17 protein-coding genes are annotated in these 16,072 nt (G+C 72.2%); 9 read left to right on the top strand and 8 right to left on the bottom strand.

What is annotated here, in order from left to right; genetic code table 11:
• Positions 1-34 precede the first annotated feature (34 nt).
• Positions 35-523, top strand: coding sequence for a glutathione peroxidase (locus KME66_RS30670; RefSeq protein WP_073225114.1), 489 nt, complete (start codon positions 35-37; stop codon positions 521-523).
• Positions 524-640: 117 nt separating this feature from the next.
• On the opposite strand, the gene KME66_RS30665 is transcribed toward KME66_RS30670, so the two are convergent.
• Positions 641-1,867, bottom strand: a complete 1,227-nt coding sequence (locus tag KME66_RS30665) for an acyl-CoA dehydrogenase family protein (protein ID WP_073224802.1) — start codon at positions 1,865-1,867, stop codon at positions 641-643.
• A 185-nt stretch (positions 1,868-2,052) separates the two neighbouring features.
• Between KME66_RS30665 and KME66_RS30660 the strand changes: the two genes are divergently transcribed.
• On the top strand, positions 2,053-2,727 hold the full coding sequence (locus tag KME66_RS30660; RefSeq protein WP_073224800.1) for a TetR family transcriptional regulator: 675 nt from the start codon (positions 2,053-2,055) through the stop codon (positions 2,725-2,727).
• 186 nt (positions 2,728-2,913) lie between these two features.
• On the opposite strand, the gene def is transcribed toward KME66_RS30660, so the two are convergent.
• Complete coding sequence (gene def / locus KME66_RS30655; protein WP_073224798.1) at positions 2,914-3,459, bottom strand: peptide deformylase; 546 nt, start codon at positions 3,457-3,459, stop codon at positions 2,914-2,916.
• Between the two features lie 114 nt (positions 3,460-3,573).
• On the opposite strand from def, the gene KME66_RS30650 reads away from it, so the two are divergent.
• From KME66_RS30650 to KME66_RS30620, 7 genes are all read left to right on the top strand, one after another.
• Positions 3,574-4,812: a MurT ligase domain-containing protein gene (locus KME66_RS30650; RefSeq protein ID WP_073224796.1), complete on the top strand. Its 1,239-nt coding sequence runs from the start codon at positions 3,574-3,576 to the stop codon at positions 4,810-4,812.
• Between the two features lie 34 nt (positions 4,813-4,846).
• A complete protein-coding gene (locus tag KME66_RS30645) occupies positions 4,847-5,572 on the top strand; it encodes a type 1 glutamine amidotransferase (protein WP_216328142.1) in 726 nt (241 codons plus the stop codon).
• A 212-nt stretch (positions 5,573-5,784) separates the two neighbouring features.
• Entirely contained in the window at positions 5,785-6,810 is a 1,026-nt protein-coding gene (locus KME66_RS30640; protein WP_018516056.1) for a 6-phosphofructokinase, read from the top strand.
• A 111-nt stretch (positions 6,811-6,921) separates the two neighbouring features.
• Entirely contained in the window at positions 6,922-7,872 is a 951-nt protein-coding gene (locus KME66_RS30635; RefSeq protein WP_216328141.1) for a cytochrome c oxidase assembly protein, read from the top strand.
• A gap of 66 nt (positions 7,873-7,938) precedes the next feature.
• A complete protein-coding gene (locus KME66_RS30630) occupies positions 7,939-8,097 on the top strand; it encodes a hypothetical protein (RefSeq protein ID WP_176734595.1) in 159 nt (52 codons plus the stop codon).
• Positions 8,098-8,270: 173 nt separating this feature from the next.
• Positions 8,271-8,987: a 1-acyl-sn-glycerol-3-phosphate acyltransferase gene (locus KME66_RS30625; RefSeq protein WP_216328139.1), complete on the top strand. Its 717-nt coding sequence runs from the start codon at positions 8,271-8,273 to the stop codon at positions 8,985-8,987.
• Between the two features lie 64 nt (positions 8,988-9,051).
• Complete coding sequence (locus KME66_RS30620) at positions 9,052-10,113, top strand: NAD(P)-dependent oxidoreductase (RefSeq protein WP_253208515.1); 1,062 nt, start codon at positions 9,052-9,054, stop codon at positions 10,111-10,113.
• Positions 10,114-10,143: 30 nt separating this feature from the next.
• Here KME66_RS30620 and KME66_RS30615 read toward each other — a convergent pair whose 3' ends face one another.
• The 6 genes from KME66_RS30615 to KME66_RS30590 all read right to left on the bottom strand — a co-directional run bounded on the left by KME66_RS30615 (position 10,144) and on the right by KME66_RS30590 (position 16,064).
• The gene (locus KME66_RS30615) at positions 10,144-11,733 is read right to left on the bottom strand and encodes an alpha/beta hydrolase (protein ID WP_216328137.1); all 1,590 of its coding nucleotides are present in this window, start codon (positions 11,731-11,733) and stop codon (positions 10,144-10,146) included.
• Between the two features lie 147 nt (positions 11,734-11,880).
• Positions 11,881-12,663 (bottom strand): urease accessory protein UreD, encoded by a 783-nt coding sequence (locus KME66_RS30610; RefSeq protein ID WP_216328135.1) that lies wholly within the window; start codon positions 12,661-12,663, stop codon positions 11,881-11,883.
• Positions 12,660-13,337: an urease accessory protein UreG gene (gene ureG / locus KME66_RS30605; RefSeq protein WP_216328132.1), complete on the bottom strand. Its 678-nt coding sequence runs from the start codon at positions 13,335-13,337 to the stop codon at positions 12,660-12,662. Before ureG ends, KME66_RS30610 begins: the two co-directional genes overlap by 4 nt.
• Positions 13,338-13,360: 23 nt before the next feature.
• Positions 13,361-14,023: an urease accessory protein UreF gene (locus KME66_RS30600; protein ID WP_216328130.1), complete on the bottom strand. Its 663-nt coding sequence runs from the start codon at positions 14,021-14,023 to the stop codon at positions 13,361-13,363.
• Between the two features lie 15 nt (positions 14,024-14,038).
• Entirely contained in the window at positions 14,039-15,760 is a 1,722-nt protein-coding gene (locus tag KME66_RS30595) for an urease subunit alpha (RefSeq protein WP_216328128.1), read from the bottom strand.
• Positions 15,753-16,064 carry an urease subunit beta gene (locus tag KME66_RS30590; protein ID WP_216328126.1) on the bottom strand — a complete coding sequence of 104 codons (312 nt, stop codon included), beginning with the start codon at positions 16,062-16,064 and terminating at the stop codon, positions 15,753-15,755. Before KME66_RS30590 ends, KME66_RS30595 begins: the two co-directional genes overlap by 8 nt.
• Positions 16,065-16,072: the final 8 nt, after the last annotated feature.

The following is a 16,072-nucleotide window of genomic DNA, read 5'->3' as shown; positions in this document are numbered from 1 at the left end:
CGAGCGGCACCACGCAATGACCAGGGAGAGCTTCATGACGCTGCACGACATTCCGCTGCGCACCCTCGCGGGCGAGCCGACCACGCTGGGCGCCTACAGCGGCCGGACCGTCCTGGTGGTGAACGTGGCCTCCAAGTGCGGGCTCACCCCGCAGTACGAGGGCCTGGAGCGGTTGCAGCAGAACTACGGGGACCGGGGCCTGACCGTGCTCGGCGTCCCGTGCAACCAGTTCGCCGGACAGGAGCCGGGCAGCGCCGAGGAGATCCGGACGTTCTGCTCGACGACGTACGGGGTCAGCTTCCCGCTGCTGGAGAAGACCGACGTCAACGGCGGCGACCGGCACCCGCTCTACGCGGAGCTGACCCGGCTGGCCGACGCGGACGGGGAGGCCGGGGACGTCCAGTGGAACTTCGAGAAGTTCGTGATCTCGCCGGCCGGTGTGCCGGTGGCGCGGATCCGTCCGCGCTCGGAGCCGGAGTCCACGGAGGTCGTGGCGGCGATCGAGGCGCATCTGCCGGGCTGAGCGCGCGGGGAGGGGGCGGCCGGGGCACGCACGTCCCCAGCCGCCCCCCTCCGCGGGTCCGCCGTCCGCCTCTCCGCTGCCCTGAGGGCTGTGCCGCCATTCCCGGCGGGACAGCCCTCAGCGGATGGGCACGCCCGAGAGCGTGCGGGCGATCACCAGGCGCTGGATCTCGCTGGTGCCCTCGAAGATGGTGTAGATGGCCGCGTCGCGGTGCATGCGCTCGACGGGGTACTCGCGGGTGAAGCCGTTGCCGCCGAGGATCTGGATCGCCTGCGCGGTGACGTCCCGGGCGGTCTCGCTCGCGTACAGCTTCGACATGGAGCCCTCGGCCGAGGTGAACGGCTTGCCGGTGGTGGCCATCCAGGAGGCGCGCCAGACCAGGAGCCGGGCCGCGTCGATGCGGGTGCGCATGTCGGCGAGCTGGAAGGCGATGCCCTGGTTGTCGATGATCGGGCGGCCGAACTGGCTGCGGGTCTTCGCGTAGTCGAGGGCGACCTCGTAGGCGGCGCGGGCGGTACCGACGGCCATGGCGCCGACGGCCGGGCGGGACGCCTCGAAGGTGGCCATCGCCGCGTTCTTGACCCGCTCGCCGCCCGCCTTGGCGCGCTCCCGGGCACGGGCCAGGCGCTCGTCCAGCTTCTCCTTGCCGCCGAGCAGGCAGTGTCCGGGGACGCGGACGTCCTCCAGGACCACCTCGGCGGTGTGGGAGGCGCGGATGCCGTGCTTCTTGAACTTCTGGCCCTGGGAGAGGCCGGGGGTACCGGGCGGCACGATGAAGGAGGCGTGGCCCTTGGAGCCGATGTCGGGGTCGACGACGGCGACGACGACGTGGACATTGGCTATGCCGCCGTTGGTCGCCCAGGTCTTGGTGCCGTTGAGGACCCACTCGTCCTTGGCTTCGTCGTAGACGGCCCGCGTGCGCATCGAGGCGACGTCGGAGCCGGCGTCGGGCTCGGAGGAGCAGAAGGCGGCGACCTTCACGTCGTCGGCGTCGCCGTACATCTGCGGGATCCAGGTGCCGATCTGCTCCTCGGTGCCGTTGGCGAGGACGCCCACGGCCGCCAGGCCCGTACCGACGATCGACAGGGCGATGCCCGCGTCCCCCCAGAAGAGCTCTTCCATGGCCATGGGGATGCCCAGCCCCGTAGGGTCGAAGAACTGCTGGGCGTAGAAGTCCAGGGAGTAGATGCCGACCTTGGCCGCTTCCTGGATGACGGGCCAGGGCGTTTCCTCACGCTCGTCCCACTCGGCGGCGGCGGGGCGGATGACATCCGCCGCGAAGCCGTGGAGCCACTCCTTGACCTGCTTCTGGTCGTCGTTGAGCTCAAGCGTGAACTCGGCCATGTTTCCCCTCCAGGCACTGCGGCGAAAACCATGCGTTACTTGCGGTAACAACAGTCTGTTACCGGCAAGTAGGTACTGTCAACCGCCCTGGAGCCGATCCGGCGCCCGCTCCCTGGAGTGTTACGTTGCGCGGGCATGCAGGAGTGATGCGACGTCATCGCGTGGCCAGGGGTGGGAGTAACGACATGGAGACCGCACGAAGCTCCGAGCGACAGCGGACCGCGGCCGAGCGCCGCCGCCGTGAGTTGCTGGAGGCGGCGGACCGGGTGGTGCTCAGGGACGGACCGCATGCCTCGATGAACGCCATCGCCGCCGAGGCCGGGATCACCAAGCCGATCCTGTACCGCCACTTCGGGGACAAGGGCGGCCTCTACCGCGCGCTGGCCAAGCGCCACACCGACGCGCTGCTCAGCGCGTTGCGCGCCGCGCTGGACGCGCCCGCCGAGCGGCGTGCGCGGGTGGAGTCCACGCTCGACACCTATCTCGCCGCGATCGAGGCCCGCCCGCAGGTCTACCGCTTCCTGATGCACCCCGACGACTCGGCGGCCGACGCCGCCGACGCCGCTCCCTCCGCCGATCAGGGCTTCGACGTCGGCCGGCACTCCGCACCGCTGCTGCGCCGTCTCGGCGAGGAGCTGGGCCAGGTGATCGTCGAGCGGGTCGACCTGGGGCCGGAGGCCGAGCAGACGGCCCGGATCTGGGGCCACGGCATCGTCGGCATGATGCACGCGGCGGGTGACTGGTGGCTCGCCGACCGGCCCTGCTCCCGCGAGCGGCTGGTGCGCACCCTCGCCGACCTGCTGTGGGGGCGGCTGGCGGAGGCGGGCGACCGCGACGTCAAGGGCGGCCCGGGGTTCTGAGGCCCGGGACGGCGAGCCCGACGTCCCGGACACCCGGCCGGGCGGGGCGGGCGCCGAACCGGACACCGGCCCCGCACGGGCTCAGCGGCGGGCGGCCACCCGGACACCGGTCCCGGCGGGCATCACCCGGACGCCGGCCGCGACGGGCCCGCCGCCGGCGGCCACCCGGTCTGCGCCCCGGCGGGCTCAGCCCCGCCGCGCCCAGGGCGCCCGGCGCGCCGCGCGCAGCACCCGGGACCGCCGCAGCCCGGTCAGCCGGTCCGGGTAGACGGTGCCCTCCAGGTGATCGCACTCGTGCTGGAGGCACCGGGCGAACCACCCCGTGCCGGCGATCCGGACCGGATCGCCGGTCATCGTCAGCCCCTCCACGACCGCGTGGTCGAAACGTTCCGTGCCCGCTTCCAGACCCGGAAGTGACAAACAGCCCTCCGGCCCGCGTACGGTGAGTCCGTCCGCCTCGACCAGTTCGGGATTGACCACGTGTCCCAGATGGCGGACATCGTCGTCGTCCGGGCAGTCGTAGACGAACACCTTGAGCGGGACGCCGATCTGGTTGGCGGCGAGCCCGACACCCTGTGCGGCGTACATCGTGGCGAACATGTCCTCGACCAGCTTCGCCAGTGACGGGCCGAAGTCCGTGACGTCCTCGCAGGGCCGGTGGAGCAACGGGTCACCGAGCAGACTCATCTCACGGACGAGTCCGGAACTGCCGGGGATCGGGCGGTTTCGCATGGCGGCAAGCGTACGTTCCGCCGGGGCCGGGGAGTTCCCGTGGTGCCGCGATGCGGTCGATGCGGCGGACATCGATAGGCTGGGCGCGGACCGATGCAAGGAGGATCTAGGACGATGGCAGGCAACACGGAGCCGTTGTCGCCGCGGGCCAAACTGGCCGTGACGGCGGGCAAGGCCGCGGCGGCGGTGTCACGCGCCGCGGGGCGGGGCAGCGGATCGGTGATCGGCGGCCGGGTGGCGCTCAAACTCGACCCCGACCTGCTGGGGCGGTTGGCGCAGCACCTGGACGTGATCCTCGTGTCGGCGACGAACGGCAAGACGACCACCACCCGGCTGATCGCCGAGGCGCTGCGGGCCGCCGGGCCCGTCGTGTCGAACGCGCTCGGCGCCAACATGCCCGCGGGCATCACCTCGGCGCTGGCCGGCGGATCGGACGCGAAGTTCGGCGTCATCGAGGTCGACGAGAAGTATCTGGCCGGCGTCGCCCGTGACACGACCCCCAAGGCGATCGCACTGCTCAACCTCTCCCGCGACCAGCTGGACCGCGCGGCGGAGACCCGCATGATGGCGGAGCACTGGCGCGAGGGCCTGTCCGGCTCGAAGGCCGTGATCATCGCCAACGCGGACGACCCGCTGGTCGTCTGGGCGGCCTCCTCCGCGGCCAACGTGGTGTGGGTGGCGGCCGGTCAGGCGTGGAAGGACGACGCCTGGTCCTGCCCGTCCTGCGGCGGCGTGATGCAGCGACCGGGCGACGACTGGTTCTGCGGGCAGTGCGGGTTCCGCCGCCCCGCCCCGAGCTGGGCGCTGAACGGCGACTACGTCCTGGACCCGCACGGTTCGGCGTGGCCGATCCACCTCCAGCTGCCCGGCCGCGCCAACAAGGCGAACGCGGCCAGCTCGGCCGCCGTGGCCGCCGTCTTCGGCGTGCCGCCGCAGGTCGCGCTGGAGCGGATGTACCAGGTGCAGGCGGTCGCCGGGCGCTACGACGTCGTCACCTTCCAGAACCGCGAGCTGCGGCTCCTGCTGGCGAAGAACCCGGCCGGCTGGCTGGAGACGTTCTCGCTGATCGACCCGCCGCCGACGCCGGTGATCCTCTCGGTGAACGCCCGGGGTGCGGACGGCACGGACACCTCCTGGCTCTGGGACGTGGACTACACCCAGCTGGCCGGACACCCGATCTTCGTGCTCGGCGACCGGAAGCTGGACCTCGCGGTCCGCCTCGAAGTGGCCGGTCTCGACTTCCGGGTCTGCGAGAGCCTCGACGAGGCCGTGGCACAGGCCCCGCCCGGCCGCATCGAGGTCATCGCCAACTACACCGCCTTCCAGGACCTGCGCCGCCGTGTCGGCAACTGACCCCGGCCCCGGCCATCTCCGGAAAGGACGAAGTATGAACAACGGTCTGCGTCTGGTCTGGGTCTACCCCGACCTGCTCAGCACCTACGGCGACCAGGGCAACGCCCTGGTCGTGGAGCGACGGGCCCGGCAGCGCGGTCTGGACGTGCAGCGCGTCGACGTGCGCAGCGACCAGCCGGTACCGACGTCCGGTGACATCTATCTGATCGGCGGCGGTGAGGACCGGCCGCAGCGCCTCGCCGCGGAGCGGCTGCGCCGCGACGGCGGGCTGGCCCGGGCCGCCTCCAACGGCGCGATCATCTTCTCGGTCTGCGCCGGCTACCAGATCCTCGGCCACGAGTTCGTCAACGACCTCGGTGAGCGCGAGCAGGGCCTCGGCCTGCTCGACGTGGTCTCCACCCGCGGCGAGGGCGCGCGGTGCGTCGGCGACGTCCTGGGGGACATCGACCCGCAGCTCGGGCTGGAGCCCCTGACCGGGTTCGAGAACCACCAGGGCGTCACCCATCTCGGCCCGACGGCACGGCCGTTCGCCCGGGTCCGGTTCGGCCGGGGCAACGGCACCGGCGACGGCACGGAGGGCGCGTACAACGACACGGTCTTCGGGACGTATATGCACGGTCCGGTGATGGCACGCAACCCGCAGATCGCCGATCTGCTGCTGAAGCTGGCCCTCGACGTGAACGCGCTGCCGCCCACCGACGACAGCTGGTACGAAGCGCTGCGCAACGAGCGGATCGCGGCCGCGACACAGCCCGCCTGAGTCGCCCTCCGCTCGCATGAGCAAAGACCCGCCTGAGGGGTTTGGCGCTCGGCTGAGCGGAGCCCGCTTGAGGGGTTTTCCGCTCGGTTGAGCGAAGTCCATTGGGCGGACGGCCGGTTCGGTCCCGCCACCCTGCGCCGGTAGGGTGGCGGGGATCCAGCCGGACGGTGTGGTCCGGTCGTCGACTTACACGTTGCAAAGGTTTCCGGGCCATGCGCATTGGCGTACTCACCTCCGGCGGCGACTGCCCCGGCCTCAACGCCGTCATCCGTTCCGTCGTGCACCGCGCGGTGGTGGACCACGGCGACGAGGTCATCGGCTTCCACGACGGCTGGAAGGGCCTGCTGGAAGCGGACTACCGCAAGCTCGACCTCGACGCGGTGGGCGGCATCCTGGCCCGCGGCGGCACGATCCTCGGCTCCTCCCGCGTCCAGCCCGCGCACCTGCGCGACGGGGTGGAGCGGGCCCGCGGCCATGTCGCGGACCTGGGCCTGGACGCCATCATCCCGATCGGCGGCGAGGGCACGCTGAAGGCGGCCAACCTCCTCTCAGAGGCCGGGCTGCCCATCGTCGGCGTCCCCAAGACCATCGACAACGACATCGCCTCCACCGACGTCACCTTCGGCTTCGACACCGCCGTCGGTGTCGCGACCGAGGCGCTGGACCGGCTGAAGACCACCGCCGAGTCGCACCAGCGGGTGCTGATCGTCGAGGTCATGGGCCGTCACACCGGCTGGATCGCCCTGCACTCGGGCATGGCCGCCGGCGCCCACGCGATCGTGGTGCCCGAGCGCCCCTTCGACATCGACGAGCTGACCGAGCTGGTCGGCAAGCGGTTCTCGGCGGGCAAGAAGTTCGCCATCGTGGTGGTCGCCGAGGGCGCCAAGCCGCGTGAGGGCTCCATGCAGTTCGAGCAGGGCGTCAAGGACATCTACGGCCACGAGCGGTTCGCCGGGGTGGCCACACAGCTCTCCGGCGAGCTGGAGCAGCGGCTCGGCAAGGAGGCCCGCCCGGTCATCCTCGGCCACGTCCAGCGCGGCGGCACGCCGACCGCGTACGACCGCGTCCTGGCGACCCGGTTCGGCTGGCACGCGGTCGAGGCGGCGCACCGGGGCGAGTTCGGGATGCTGACCGCACTGCGCGGCACGGACATCGTGATGGTTCCGCTGGCGGAGGCCGTCGAGACGCTGAAGACGGTCCCGGCCGAGCGCTACGCCGAGGCGGAGTGCGTCCTGTAGGGACACGCCGTCATAGAACTGCCCCCGGCCGCGGTCGCGGCCGGGGGCAGTTCTACTCTGGACCGGACAACCGGCACGAAACGGGGACGTGTCCCCATCGGGAGTGAACAGATGGATCACAGCGGGCACGGCATGAACATGGATCTGCCGCCGTTCACGCTGGGACGGGGGCTGGAGCTCTCCGTCGAACCGTTCTTCCTGACCGGCTGCGCCCTGGCGCTGGCCCTGTACGGGTACGGCGTCGTGCGGCTGCGTCGGCGCGGGGACGACTGGCCGGTGAGCCGCATCGTCTTCTTCACGGTGGGCGTGCTGAGCATCGCGCTGATGATGTGCACCAAGCTCAACGACTACGGCATGGTCATGTTCAGCGTGCACATGGTGCAGCACATGGTGATCAGCATGCTCTCGCCGATCCTCCTGCTGCTGGGCGCCCCGGTGACGCTGGCGCTGCGCGCGCTGCCGCCGGCCGGCCGGGGGCGGACCGGGCCCCGCGAGCTGCTGCTGAAGCTGCTGCACAGCCGGTACATGAAGATCATCACGCATCCGGTGTTCACGATCCCGCTGTTCATCGCGAGCCTCTATGCGCTCTACTTCACGCCCGTCTTCGACTTCCTGATGGGCTCCAAGCCGGGCCACATCGGGATGATGGTGCACTTCCTCGCGGTCGGCCTGGTCTTCTTCTGGCCGATCATGGGGGTGGACCCGGGTCCGCACCGCCCCGGCTACGTGATGCGGATGCTGGAGCTGTTCGCGGGGATGCCGTTCCACGCCTTCTTCGGGATCGCGCTGATGATGGCCTCGACGCCGATGGTGAAGACGTACGAGAATCCGCCCGCCTCGCTGGGGATCGACGCCCTGAGCGACCAGAACTGGGCGGGCGGCATCGCCTGGGCGTTCAGCGAGATCCCCTCGGTGCTCGTGCTGATCGCGCTGGTCTACCAGTGGTACAACTCCGAGCAGCGTGCCGCCCGGCGCTCGGACCGGGCCGCCGAGCGGGACGGGGACAAGGAGCTCGCGGCGTACAACGCCTATCTCGCGTCTTTGCAGGCGCGCGGGCAGTAGCGCGGAGGCCGCGTACGGGGTGACCATGGGGACAACGGCCGCGCGGCCGACGAGGAGCGTGCGCGCATGTCCGGATCGACGAAGACCATGGGATACCTGACCGTAGGGGCGCTGGTCGTGGTGACCGCGTACACGGTGGCGCTGGGAAGCAGCGGCTGGCTCTGGTTCGGCTGGGTGGTGCTGGGACTGTGCACCATCGGCATGCTGGCCACGCAGGACACCTGAGACGTCACGGCGGGTGACCACGCCTGACGTGCTCGCGGGCGGGTACGCGTCGGAAGACCGGTTCGCCACGGTCGCGTGGTGGTGCCGGGGCCCGGACCGCCGGGTCCCGGCACCGCCACGACCTGGTAGTACGCAGTCCTGAGTCGGCCCTGCAGAGCGAGGTGCGCCCCGAGGTGTTCTATTACATCCTGAAGTACGTCGTTCTGGGGCCGGTGCTGCGGCTGCTGTTCCGGCCCCGGATCGAGGGCCTGGAGAACATCCCGGAGGACGGCGCGGCGATCGTCGCGGGCAATCACCTCTCCTTCTCGGACCATTTCCTGATGCCGGCCATCCTCAAGCGCCGCATCACGTTCCTGGCGAAGGCCGAGTACTTCACGGGGCCGGGCATCAAGGGCCGGCTGACGGCCGCCTTCTTCCGCAGCGCGGGCCAGATCCCGGTGGACCGGTCCGGCAAGGACGCCGGCCGGGCGGCGATCCGCGAGGGGCTCGGCGTACTGGACAAGGGCGAGCTGCTCGGGATCTATCCGGAGGGCACCCGCTCGCACGACGGCAGGCTCTACAAGGGCAAGGTCGGGGTCGCGGTGATGGCCCTCACCGCGCAGGTGCCGGTGATCCCCTGCGCGATGGTCGGGACCTTCGAGATCCAGCCGCCCGGCCAGGTCGTGCCGAAGATCAAGCGGGTCGCGATCCGTTTCGGCGAGCCGCTGGACTTCTCCCGCTACGCGGGCATGGAGAACCAGAGGGCCGCGATCCGGGCGGTGACCGACGAGATCATGTACGCGATCCTCGAACTCTCCGGCCAGGAGTACGTGGACGAGTACGCGGCCCGGGTGAAGGCTGCTGAGCAGGCTGCCGCGCCGCCGAGGAAGTTCCCGAAGCTGCGACGCTGAGGGCGGATTCGCCACCGGCACAGCGGCCTCGTCCCCGAGGGTCCGCTCCCCTAGCGTCGCTTCCATGAGCAACGGACACGCATGGGTGCTGGGAGCGACGGGTCAGATCGGGCGGGCCGCGGTCCGCGCGCTGGCCGCCGACGGCTGGGAGGTCACCGCGGCCTCGCGCGGCGGGGGCCGCGACGAGCGGTGGGACGCCGGGGTCAGGGCCGTGAAACTCGACCGTGACGAGGAAGGAGCGCTGGCGAAGGCGCTGGGCGAGGGCTGTGACGTCCTGGTCGACATGGTGGCCTTCGACAGCGCGCACGCCCGGCAGGTGACCGGGCTGGCCGACCGGATCGGCTCGGCGGTCGTCATCTCCAGCGGCGCGGTGTACGAGGACGGACAGGGCCGCAGCTTCGACACCCAGGCCGAGCCGGACGGCTTCCCCCGTTACCCGGTACCCCTGTCGGAGAGCCAGGCGACGGTGGCGCCGGGGGACGCCACGTACGGGACGCGGAAGGTCCTGCTGGAGCGGGAGCTGCTGGCGGCGGGCGGGGCTCTGCCGGTCACGGTGCTGCGCGCGGGCGCGGTCCACGGGCCGTACTGCCGCACACCGCGCGAGCTGTACGTCGTGAAGCGGCTGCTGGACGGCCGGCGGCATCGGTTCCTCGCGTACGGCGGGGAGAGCCGCTTCCATCCGGTGCACGTGTCCAACGTGGCGGAGCTGATCCGGCTGGCGGCCCGCAGGCCGGGATCGCGCGTGCTGAACGCGGCGGACCCCGGGGCGCCGACGGTCGCGGAGATCGCGTCGTCGATCGACGCGGTGCTCGGGCGGGAGACGGAGACGGTGCTGATCGACGGCCCGCCGCCCGCGGGGCATGTGGGCGAGACCCCGTGGAGCGGCGCGCACCCGGTGGTCTACGACATGACGGCCGCCGCGGAACAGCTCGGATACCGGCCCGTCACGGATTATGCGGAGTCGCTGCCGGAGACGGTCGAGTGGCTGGCCAGGGAGCTGGCCGGGCGCGACTGGCGGGAGGCGTTCCCGAAGATGCTGAAGAACTACGGCGAGGGTCTCTTCGACTACGCGGCCGAGGACACCTGGCTGGCGGCGCGGGACCGGGGCCGGGGCCGGGGCCGCTGAGCGTTCCCGGTCCCGCGTCCGTGGGGCGTCCTACGGCTTCGGCGTGGCGTGCGGGGTGCACGTCACGTCGTGCCGGCCGGTCCTCCCGGTGAGCAGGTAGGTGTCCACCCGTTCGTTGACACAGGGGTTGACCAGTCCGGTGACCCCGTGGGATCCGGCGTCCCGCTCGGTGATGAGGCGGGACCCCTTGAACCGCTTGTGCAGTTCGACCGCGCCCGCGTACGGGGTGGCGGCGTCCCGGGTGGACTGCACGAGGAGGACCGGCGGCAGGCCCCTGCGGGTCCTCACGTCCAGCGGGGTCCGCTGCCTGGCGGGCCAGGTGGCGCAGGGCAGGTTCATCCAGGCGTTGGCCCACGTCATGAACGGGTACTTCTCGTGGAGCCGGGTGTTGTCCCGGTCCCAGGTGCGCCAGTCGGTGGGCCAGGGGGCGTCGGCGCACTCGACGGCGTTGTAGACGGCGTTGCCGTTCTCGGACGCGGCGTTGCCCGCCAGGTCGCTCATGTCGGGGGCTGCGGCGTCGATCAGCGCCTGGGTGTCGCCGGCCCGGTAGGCGCTCCAGGTCCTGGCGGTGGGAGCCCAGGCGGAGTCGTAGTACGGGGCGCCCTGGAAGAAGCCGATGAGTTCGGCCGGCCCGACGACGCCCCCGATGGGCTTCTTCTTCGCGGCGGCCCGCAGCTCCAGCCAGGCCTTCTCGACCTTCTGCGGGGTGTCGCCGATGCCGTAGACGGAGTCGTGCTGCGCGACCCACGTCTTCCAGTCGTCCCAGCGCGTCTGGAAGGCGATGTCCTGGTTGAGGTTCGCCCGGTACCAGATGTTCTTGCGCGACGGGTCGACCACGCTGTCGAGAACCATGCGCCGCACGTGGTTCGGGAAGAGGGTGCCGTAGACGGCGCCCAGGTAGGTGCCGTAGGAGACGCCGAGGAAGTTGAGTTTGTTCTCGCCGAGCGCGGCCCGGATGACGTCCAGGTCGCGTGCCGTGTTCGGCGTCGTCATGTGCGGCAGCATCTCGCCGCTGCGCTCGCCGCACCCCTCGGCGTACGCGCGGGCCAGCTTCCGCTGGGCGCGCTTGTCCGCCTCGCTGTCGGGGACCGGGTCGGCCTTGGGGGCCTTGACGAACTCCTGCGGGTCGGCACAGGAGATCGGGGCCGAGTGGCCGACGCCGCGGGGGTCGAAGCCGACGAAGTCGTACGCCCGCGCGGTCTTCGTCCAGAGCGGGCTCTTCGCGGTGATCCGGACGGGGAAGCGCAGTCCCGAACCACCGGGCCCGCCCGGGTTGTAGAGCAGGGCGCCCTGCCGCTCGCGCTGCGTGCCGGTACTGACGTGCCGGTCGACGGCGAGCTTGATCTTCTTGCCGTTCGGCTTGGCGTAGTCGAGCGGCACGGTCACCCAGCCGCACTGGATGGGTGCGGTCAGACCCCAGTCCGCCGGGCAGTCCTGCCAGTCGATCCCGGTCTTCGCCGCCCGCTGTGCCGCGACGGCGGCCCCGCGTGCCTCGGCGTCGCCCCGGCCGTGATGGCGGCCGTCGGCGCTCGCCGCGGGGGCGGCCATCGCCCCGGCTATGAGCGTGGCCGCGACGAGGGCCCCGGCCGAGCCGAGCGCAGTCGTACGTGTCACGTGCATCCCCCTTCATCCGATCCGCCGCCGAGCGGGCGGCGTGGTCATCGGTACGTCGCGGGGATCCTTTCGTCTGCGGGACGCCTGGGGCCAGGGCGTACACCTGTTTCTTTACCGAACCCATAACCGGTGAAGGACGTTCGCTGAGCGGAGTCAGCCGAGGCCCTCCTTGAGCCCGTCCAGCAGCTCACGCATCGCGTCGTCCAGGATCCCGCGCAGCAGGCGGGCGTCCTCGGCCACCACGGTGACCAGGACGGCGGGGCCGGCCAGCGGGGTGAGGACGGCGGTGGGGCCGAGGAGGCGGGCGGGGAGCGGGGCCTCCTCGAAGGACGGGTCGGCGAGGAGGAGTTGGCCGACGGCGCGGCGGCCGGCGAGGACGGCGGGGCCGTCCCAGCCGCCGGGGGCGCCGGGGCCGTAGGCGAGTTGCTGGTCGAGGAGGGGGCGGCCCGCGCGGTGGACGGTGAGACGGGTGGTGAGCGCGCCGGTGGGCTCGCCGTGGCGGCCGAGGATCTGCTCCTCACGCAGCAGCAGGCGCGCGGTGGGGGCGAGTTGGACCCGGGTCGTCTGGTGCAGGCGGCTGCCGCGTGCGGAGACCAGCTGTTCGGGGAGCCAGTGCAGGACGGCCCCCTCCCCCACGCTCAGGTTCACCGTGTACGTGGACGGGTCGGCGTCCGGCCGGGGGCCCGGGAGGGCGACCGTGGCCGCGGCCGCGTCGACGGTGAGGCGTGCGCCGTCGGCGGCCTCGGCCTCGACGGCGAGGCGGTCGCCGTTCAGCGGGGCGCTCATCGCGCCGACCACGGTGACCCGGGCGTACGGGGAGTGCGGGGAGCGGGTGCGGCGCAGGGCGAGCGGGCCGGCGCTCTCCAGGACGGGCAGGGCGGTGCCGCCCCGCCCGTCGGGCTCGGCGCGGAGCCGGGCCGTCGCGTGGACGCTCACGCGGTCCAGGCCGCGAGCTGTGCGCGCACCCAGTCGGCGACCGGCCCGACGCCCTCGGCCGAGGTCAGGGAGGTGAGGGCGACGGGGAGGTCGCCGCGCTGCTTCTTGGCGTCCAGGGCCATCTGCTCCAGGTCGGAGCCGACGTAGGGGGCGAGGTCGGTCTTGTTGATGACGAGGAGGTCGGCGGTGGTGACGCCGGGGCCGCCCTTGCGGGGGATGTCGTCGCCGCCCGCGACGTCGATCACGAAGATCTGCGCGTCGACCAGGCCCCTGGAGAAGGTGGCGGTGAGGTTGTCGCCGCCGGACTCGACGAGGATCAGGTCGAGCGGGCCGACCGCGTCCTCCAGGTCCTCGACCGCTTCGAGGTTCGCGGAGATGTCGTCGCGGATCGCGGTGTGCGGGCAGGCGCCGGTCTCGACGGCCTGGATCCGCTCGGGCGGCAGGACGGCGTTGTTGAGGAGGAAGTCGGCGTCCTCGCGGGTGTAGATGTCGTTGGTGACGACGGCGAGGGAGAGGCGGTCGCGCAGCTGGCGGCACAGGGCGGCGACGGTCGCCGTCTTGCCGGAGCCGACGGGGCCGCCGAGGCCGATGCGCAGGGCGCGCCGGGTGCCGTCGGGGCGGGTGGCGTCGGCGCTGACGGCGGCGGGGCCGTCGTGGGTGTGGCCGAGGTGCATGGGGGCTCCTGCTTCTTGGAGGGTTACGAGGCGAAGAGGCGGACCGGCCAGGCGGCGTGGGCCTCGGCGGTGATGTCGAGGAGCGGCGCGGAGGCGGCGGGCAGGGCGTCGATGCCCTGCCGGGCTGCCTCGGCTGCCTGTTCCGCGACCCGGTCCAGCTCGGGGGCGAGCCGGGCGAGGACGGCGGTGGCGTGGAAGGGGTCGAGGGAGAGGAGCCGGACGACGGCGGTGGCGGGCCCGCTGACGGTCTCGTACGCGACGCAGTGCGCGGCGTCCTCGGGGACGAGGCCCGCCGACCGCGCGGCGAGCCCGAGGACGACGGGCTGGTGGGCCCCCCGCGGCCGGGCCAGGGCGAGTGCCTCCAGTTCGGGGCCCGGCCAGGTGGCGCGGGCGGCCCGCATCATCTGCCGGCCCAGCTTGCGGGCGGTGGCCCGCAGGGCGGGCGAGGGCGTACGGGCGTCGGCGGCCTCGTCGAGGGCGAGCGGGTCGAGGCCGTGGGCCGCCGCCGCGGCGAGGGCGGCGGCGGTGAGGCCGGCGGTGTGCAGGCGGCCCCGGCAGAAGTCGGCGAGGGAGTCGGCGTCCCGGATCCGCCCTTCGGCGACGGCCGGTTCGGCGCCACCGGAATGGGCGTGGCCTCCGGCGGGGAACCGGCCGTCGGCGAGGACGAGGAGAGCGGCGCGTGACATGTCGGCGGCCGTTCCTCAGAAGAGGAAGTAGCGCTGGGCCATGGGCAGTTCCGCCGCCGGAGCCGGCTCGACCGGATCGCCGTCGATGGTGACGGCGAAGCTGTCGGGGTCGACCTCGACGCGGGGCACGGCGTCGTTCTCCCGCATGTCCGCCTTGGTGACCCCCCGGGTGCTGGTGATCGGCGTGAACCGCTTCTCCAGGGCGAGCCGTTCGGGCAGCCCGTCCTCGATCGCGGCGGCGGAGACGAAGGTGAACGAGCCGCGCGCGGCCGCCCGGCCCAGGGCGCCGAACATCGGCCGGGGCATCACCGGCTGGGGCGTCGGGATGGAGGCGTTCGCGTCGCCCATCTGCGCGTACGCGATCTGGCCGCCCTTGATGACGGTCTGCGGTTTCACGCCGAAGAACGCCGGGTCCCAGAGCACGAGGTCGGCGAGCTTGCCGGTCTCCACGGAGCCGATCTCGCCGCCCATGCCCTGGGCGACGGCCGGGTTGATGGTGTACTTGGCGACATAGCGACGGACCCGGTGGTTGTCGGCCCGGCCGTCGCCCGGCAGCGCTCCGCGCCGCTGCTTCATGACGTGCGCGGTCTGCCAGGTCCGCAGGATCACCTCGCCGATCCGTCCCATGGCCTGGGAGTCCGAGGAGATGATCGAGATGGCGCCGAGGTCGTGCAGGATGTCCTCGGCGGCGATGGTGGAGGGCCGGATCCGGGACTCCGCGAACGCCAGGTCCTCGGGGACGGCGGGGTTGAGGTGGTGGCAGACCATCAGCATGTCGAGGTGTTCCTCGATGGTGTTGACGGTGTGCGGCCGGGTGGGATTGGTGGAGCTGGGCAGGACGTACGGCTCGGACACCACGCTGATGATGTCGGGCGCGTGCCCGCCTCCCGCCCCCTCGGTGTGGTAGGCGTGGATCGTCCGGCCGGCGATGGCGGCGAGGGTGTCGGCGACGAACCCGGCCTCGTTGAGGGTGTCCGTGTGGATGGCGAGCTGCGCGCCGGTCCGCTCGCAGACGGTGAGGCACGCGTCGATGACGGCGGGCGTGGCGCCCCAGTCCTCGTGGATCTTGAACCCGAGCGCCCCGCCCCGCAGTTGGGAGTACATGGCGTCGTGCGACATCGTGTTGCCCTTGCCGAGCAGCCCGATGTTGACGGGGAAGGCGTCCAGCGCCTCGAACATCCGGGCCAGATGCCAGGGGCCCGGGGTGACGGTGGTGGCCTTGGTGCCCTCGGCGGGGCCGGTGCCGCCGCCGACCAGGGTGGTGATGCCGCTGGAGAGCGCCTGGTCGATCAGGGTGGGCGAGATGAAGTGGACGTGGGCGTCTACGGCTCCGGCGGTGAGCAGCTTCCCGTTCCCCGCGATGATCTCGGTCTCCGGGCCGATCACCAGGTCGGGGTGGACGCCGTCCATCGTGTCCGGGTTGCCCGCCTTGCCGATCCCGGTGATCCGGCCGTCCCGGATGCCGATGTCGGCCTTGACGATGCCCCAGTGGTCGATGACGACGGCCCCGGTGATGACGGTGTCGGGCGCACCTTCGGCCCGGGTGGTACGGGCCTGGCCCATGGACTCGCGAATCACCTTGCCGCCGCCGAACACCGCCTCGTCGCCGGCGTTTCCGGGGCCGCCGGAGCGGTCCTCCTCGATCTCGACGAGCAGGTCGGTGTCGGCGAGCCGGATCCGGTCGCCGACGGTGGGCCCGAACAGGTCGGCGTACACCGCGCGCTTGAGGTCAGGCATCGAGGGCACCTCCGGTTTCGCCGCGCAGGCCGGGAACGACGCGGCGGCCGGCGAGGGGGACGAGTTCGACGTCGGCGGGGATGCCGGGCTCGAAGCGGACCGCCGTACCGGCGGCGATGTTCAGGCGCAGGCCGTGGGCGGCGGAGCGGTCGAAGCGCAGCCCGGGGTTGGCCTCGGCGAAGTGGTAGTGGGAACCGACCTGCACGGGGCGGTCGGCGGCGTTGAGGACGGTGAGGCGGGTGACCGCCAGTCCCTCGTTGACGGGGATGTCCCCGTCCCCGTACAGGATCTCTCCGGGAATCATCGGCGCTC

The organism is Streptomyces sp. YPW6 (assembly GCF_018866325.1).
Lineage (GTDB): Bacteria > Actinomycetota > Actinomycetes > Streptomycetales > Streptomycetaceae > Streptomyces.
Note: the sequence above shows the minus strand (reverse complement) of the source record. Positions and strands in the feature narration are given on the sequence as shown.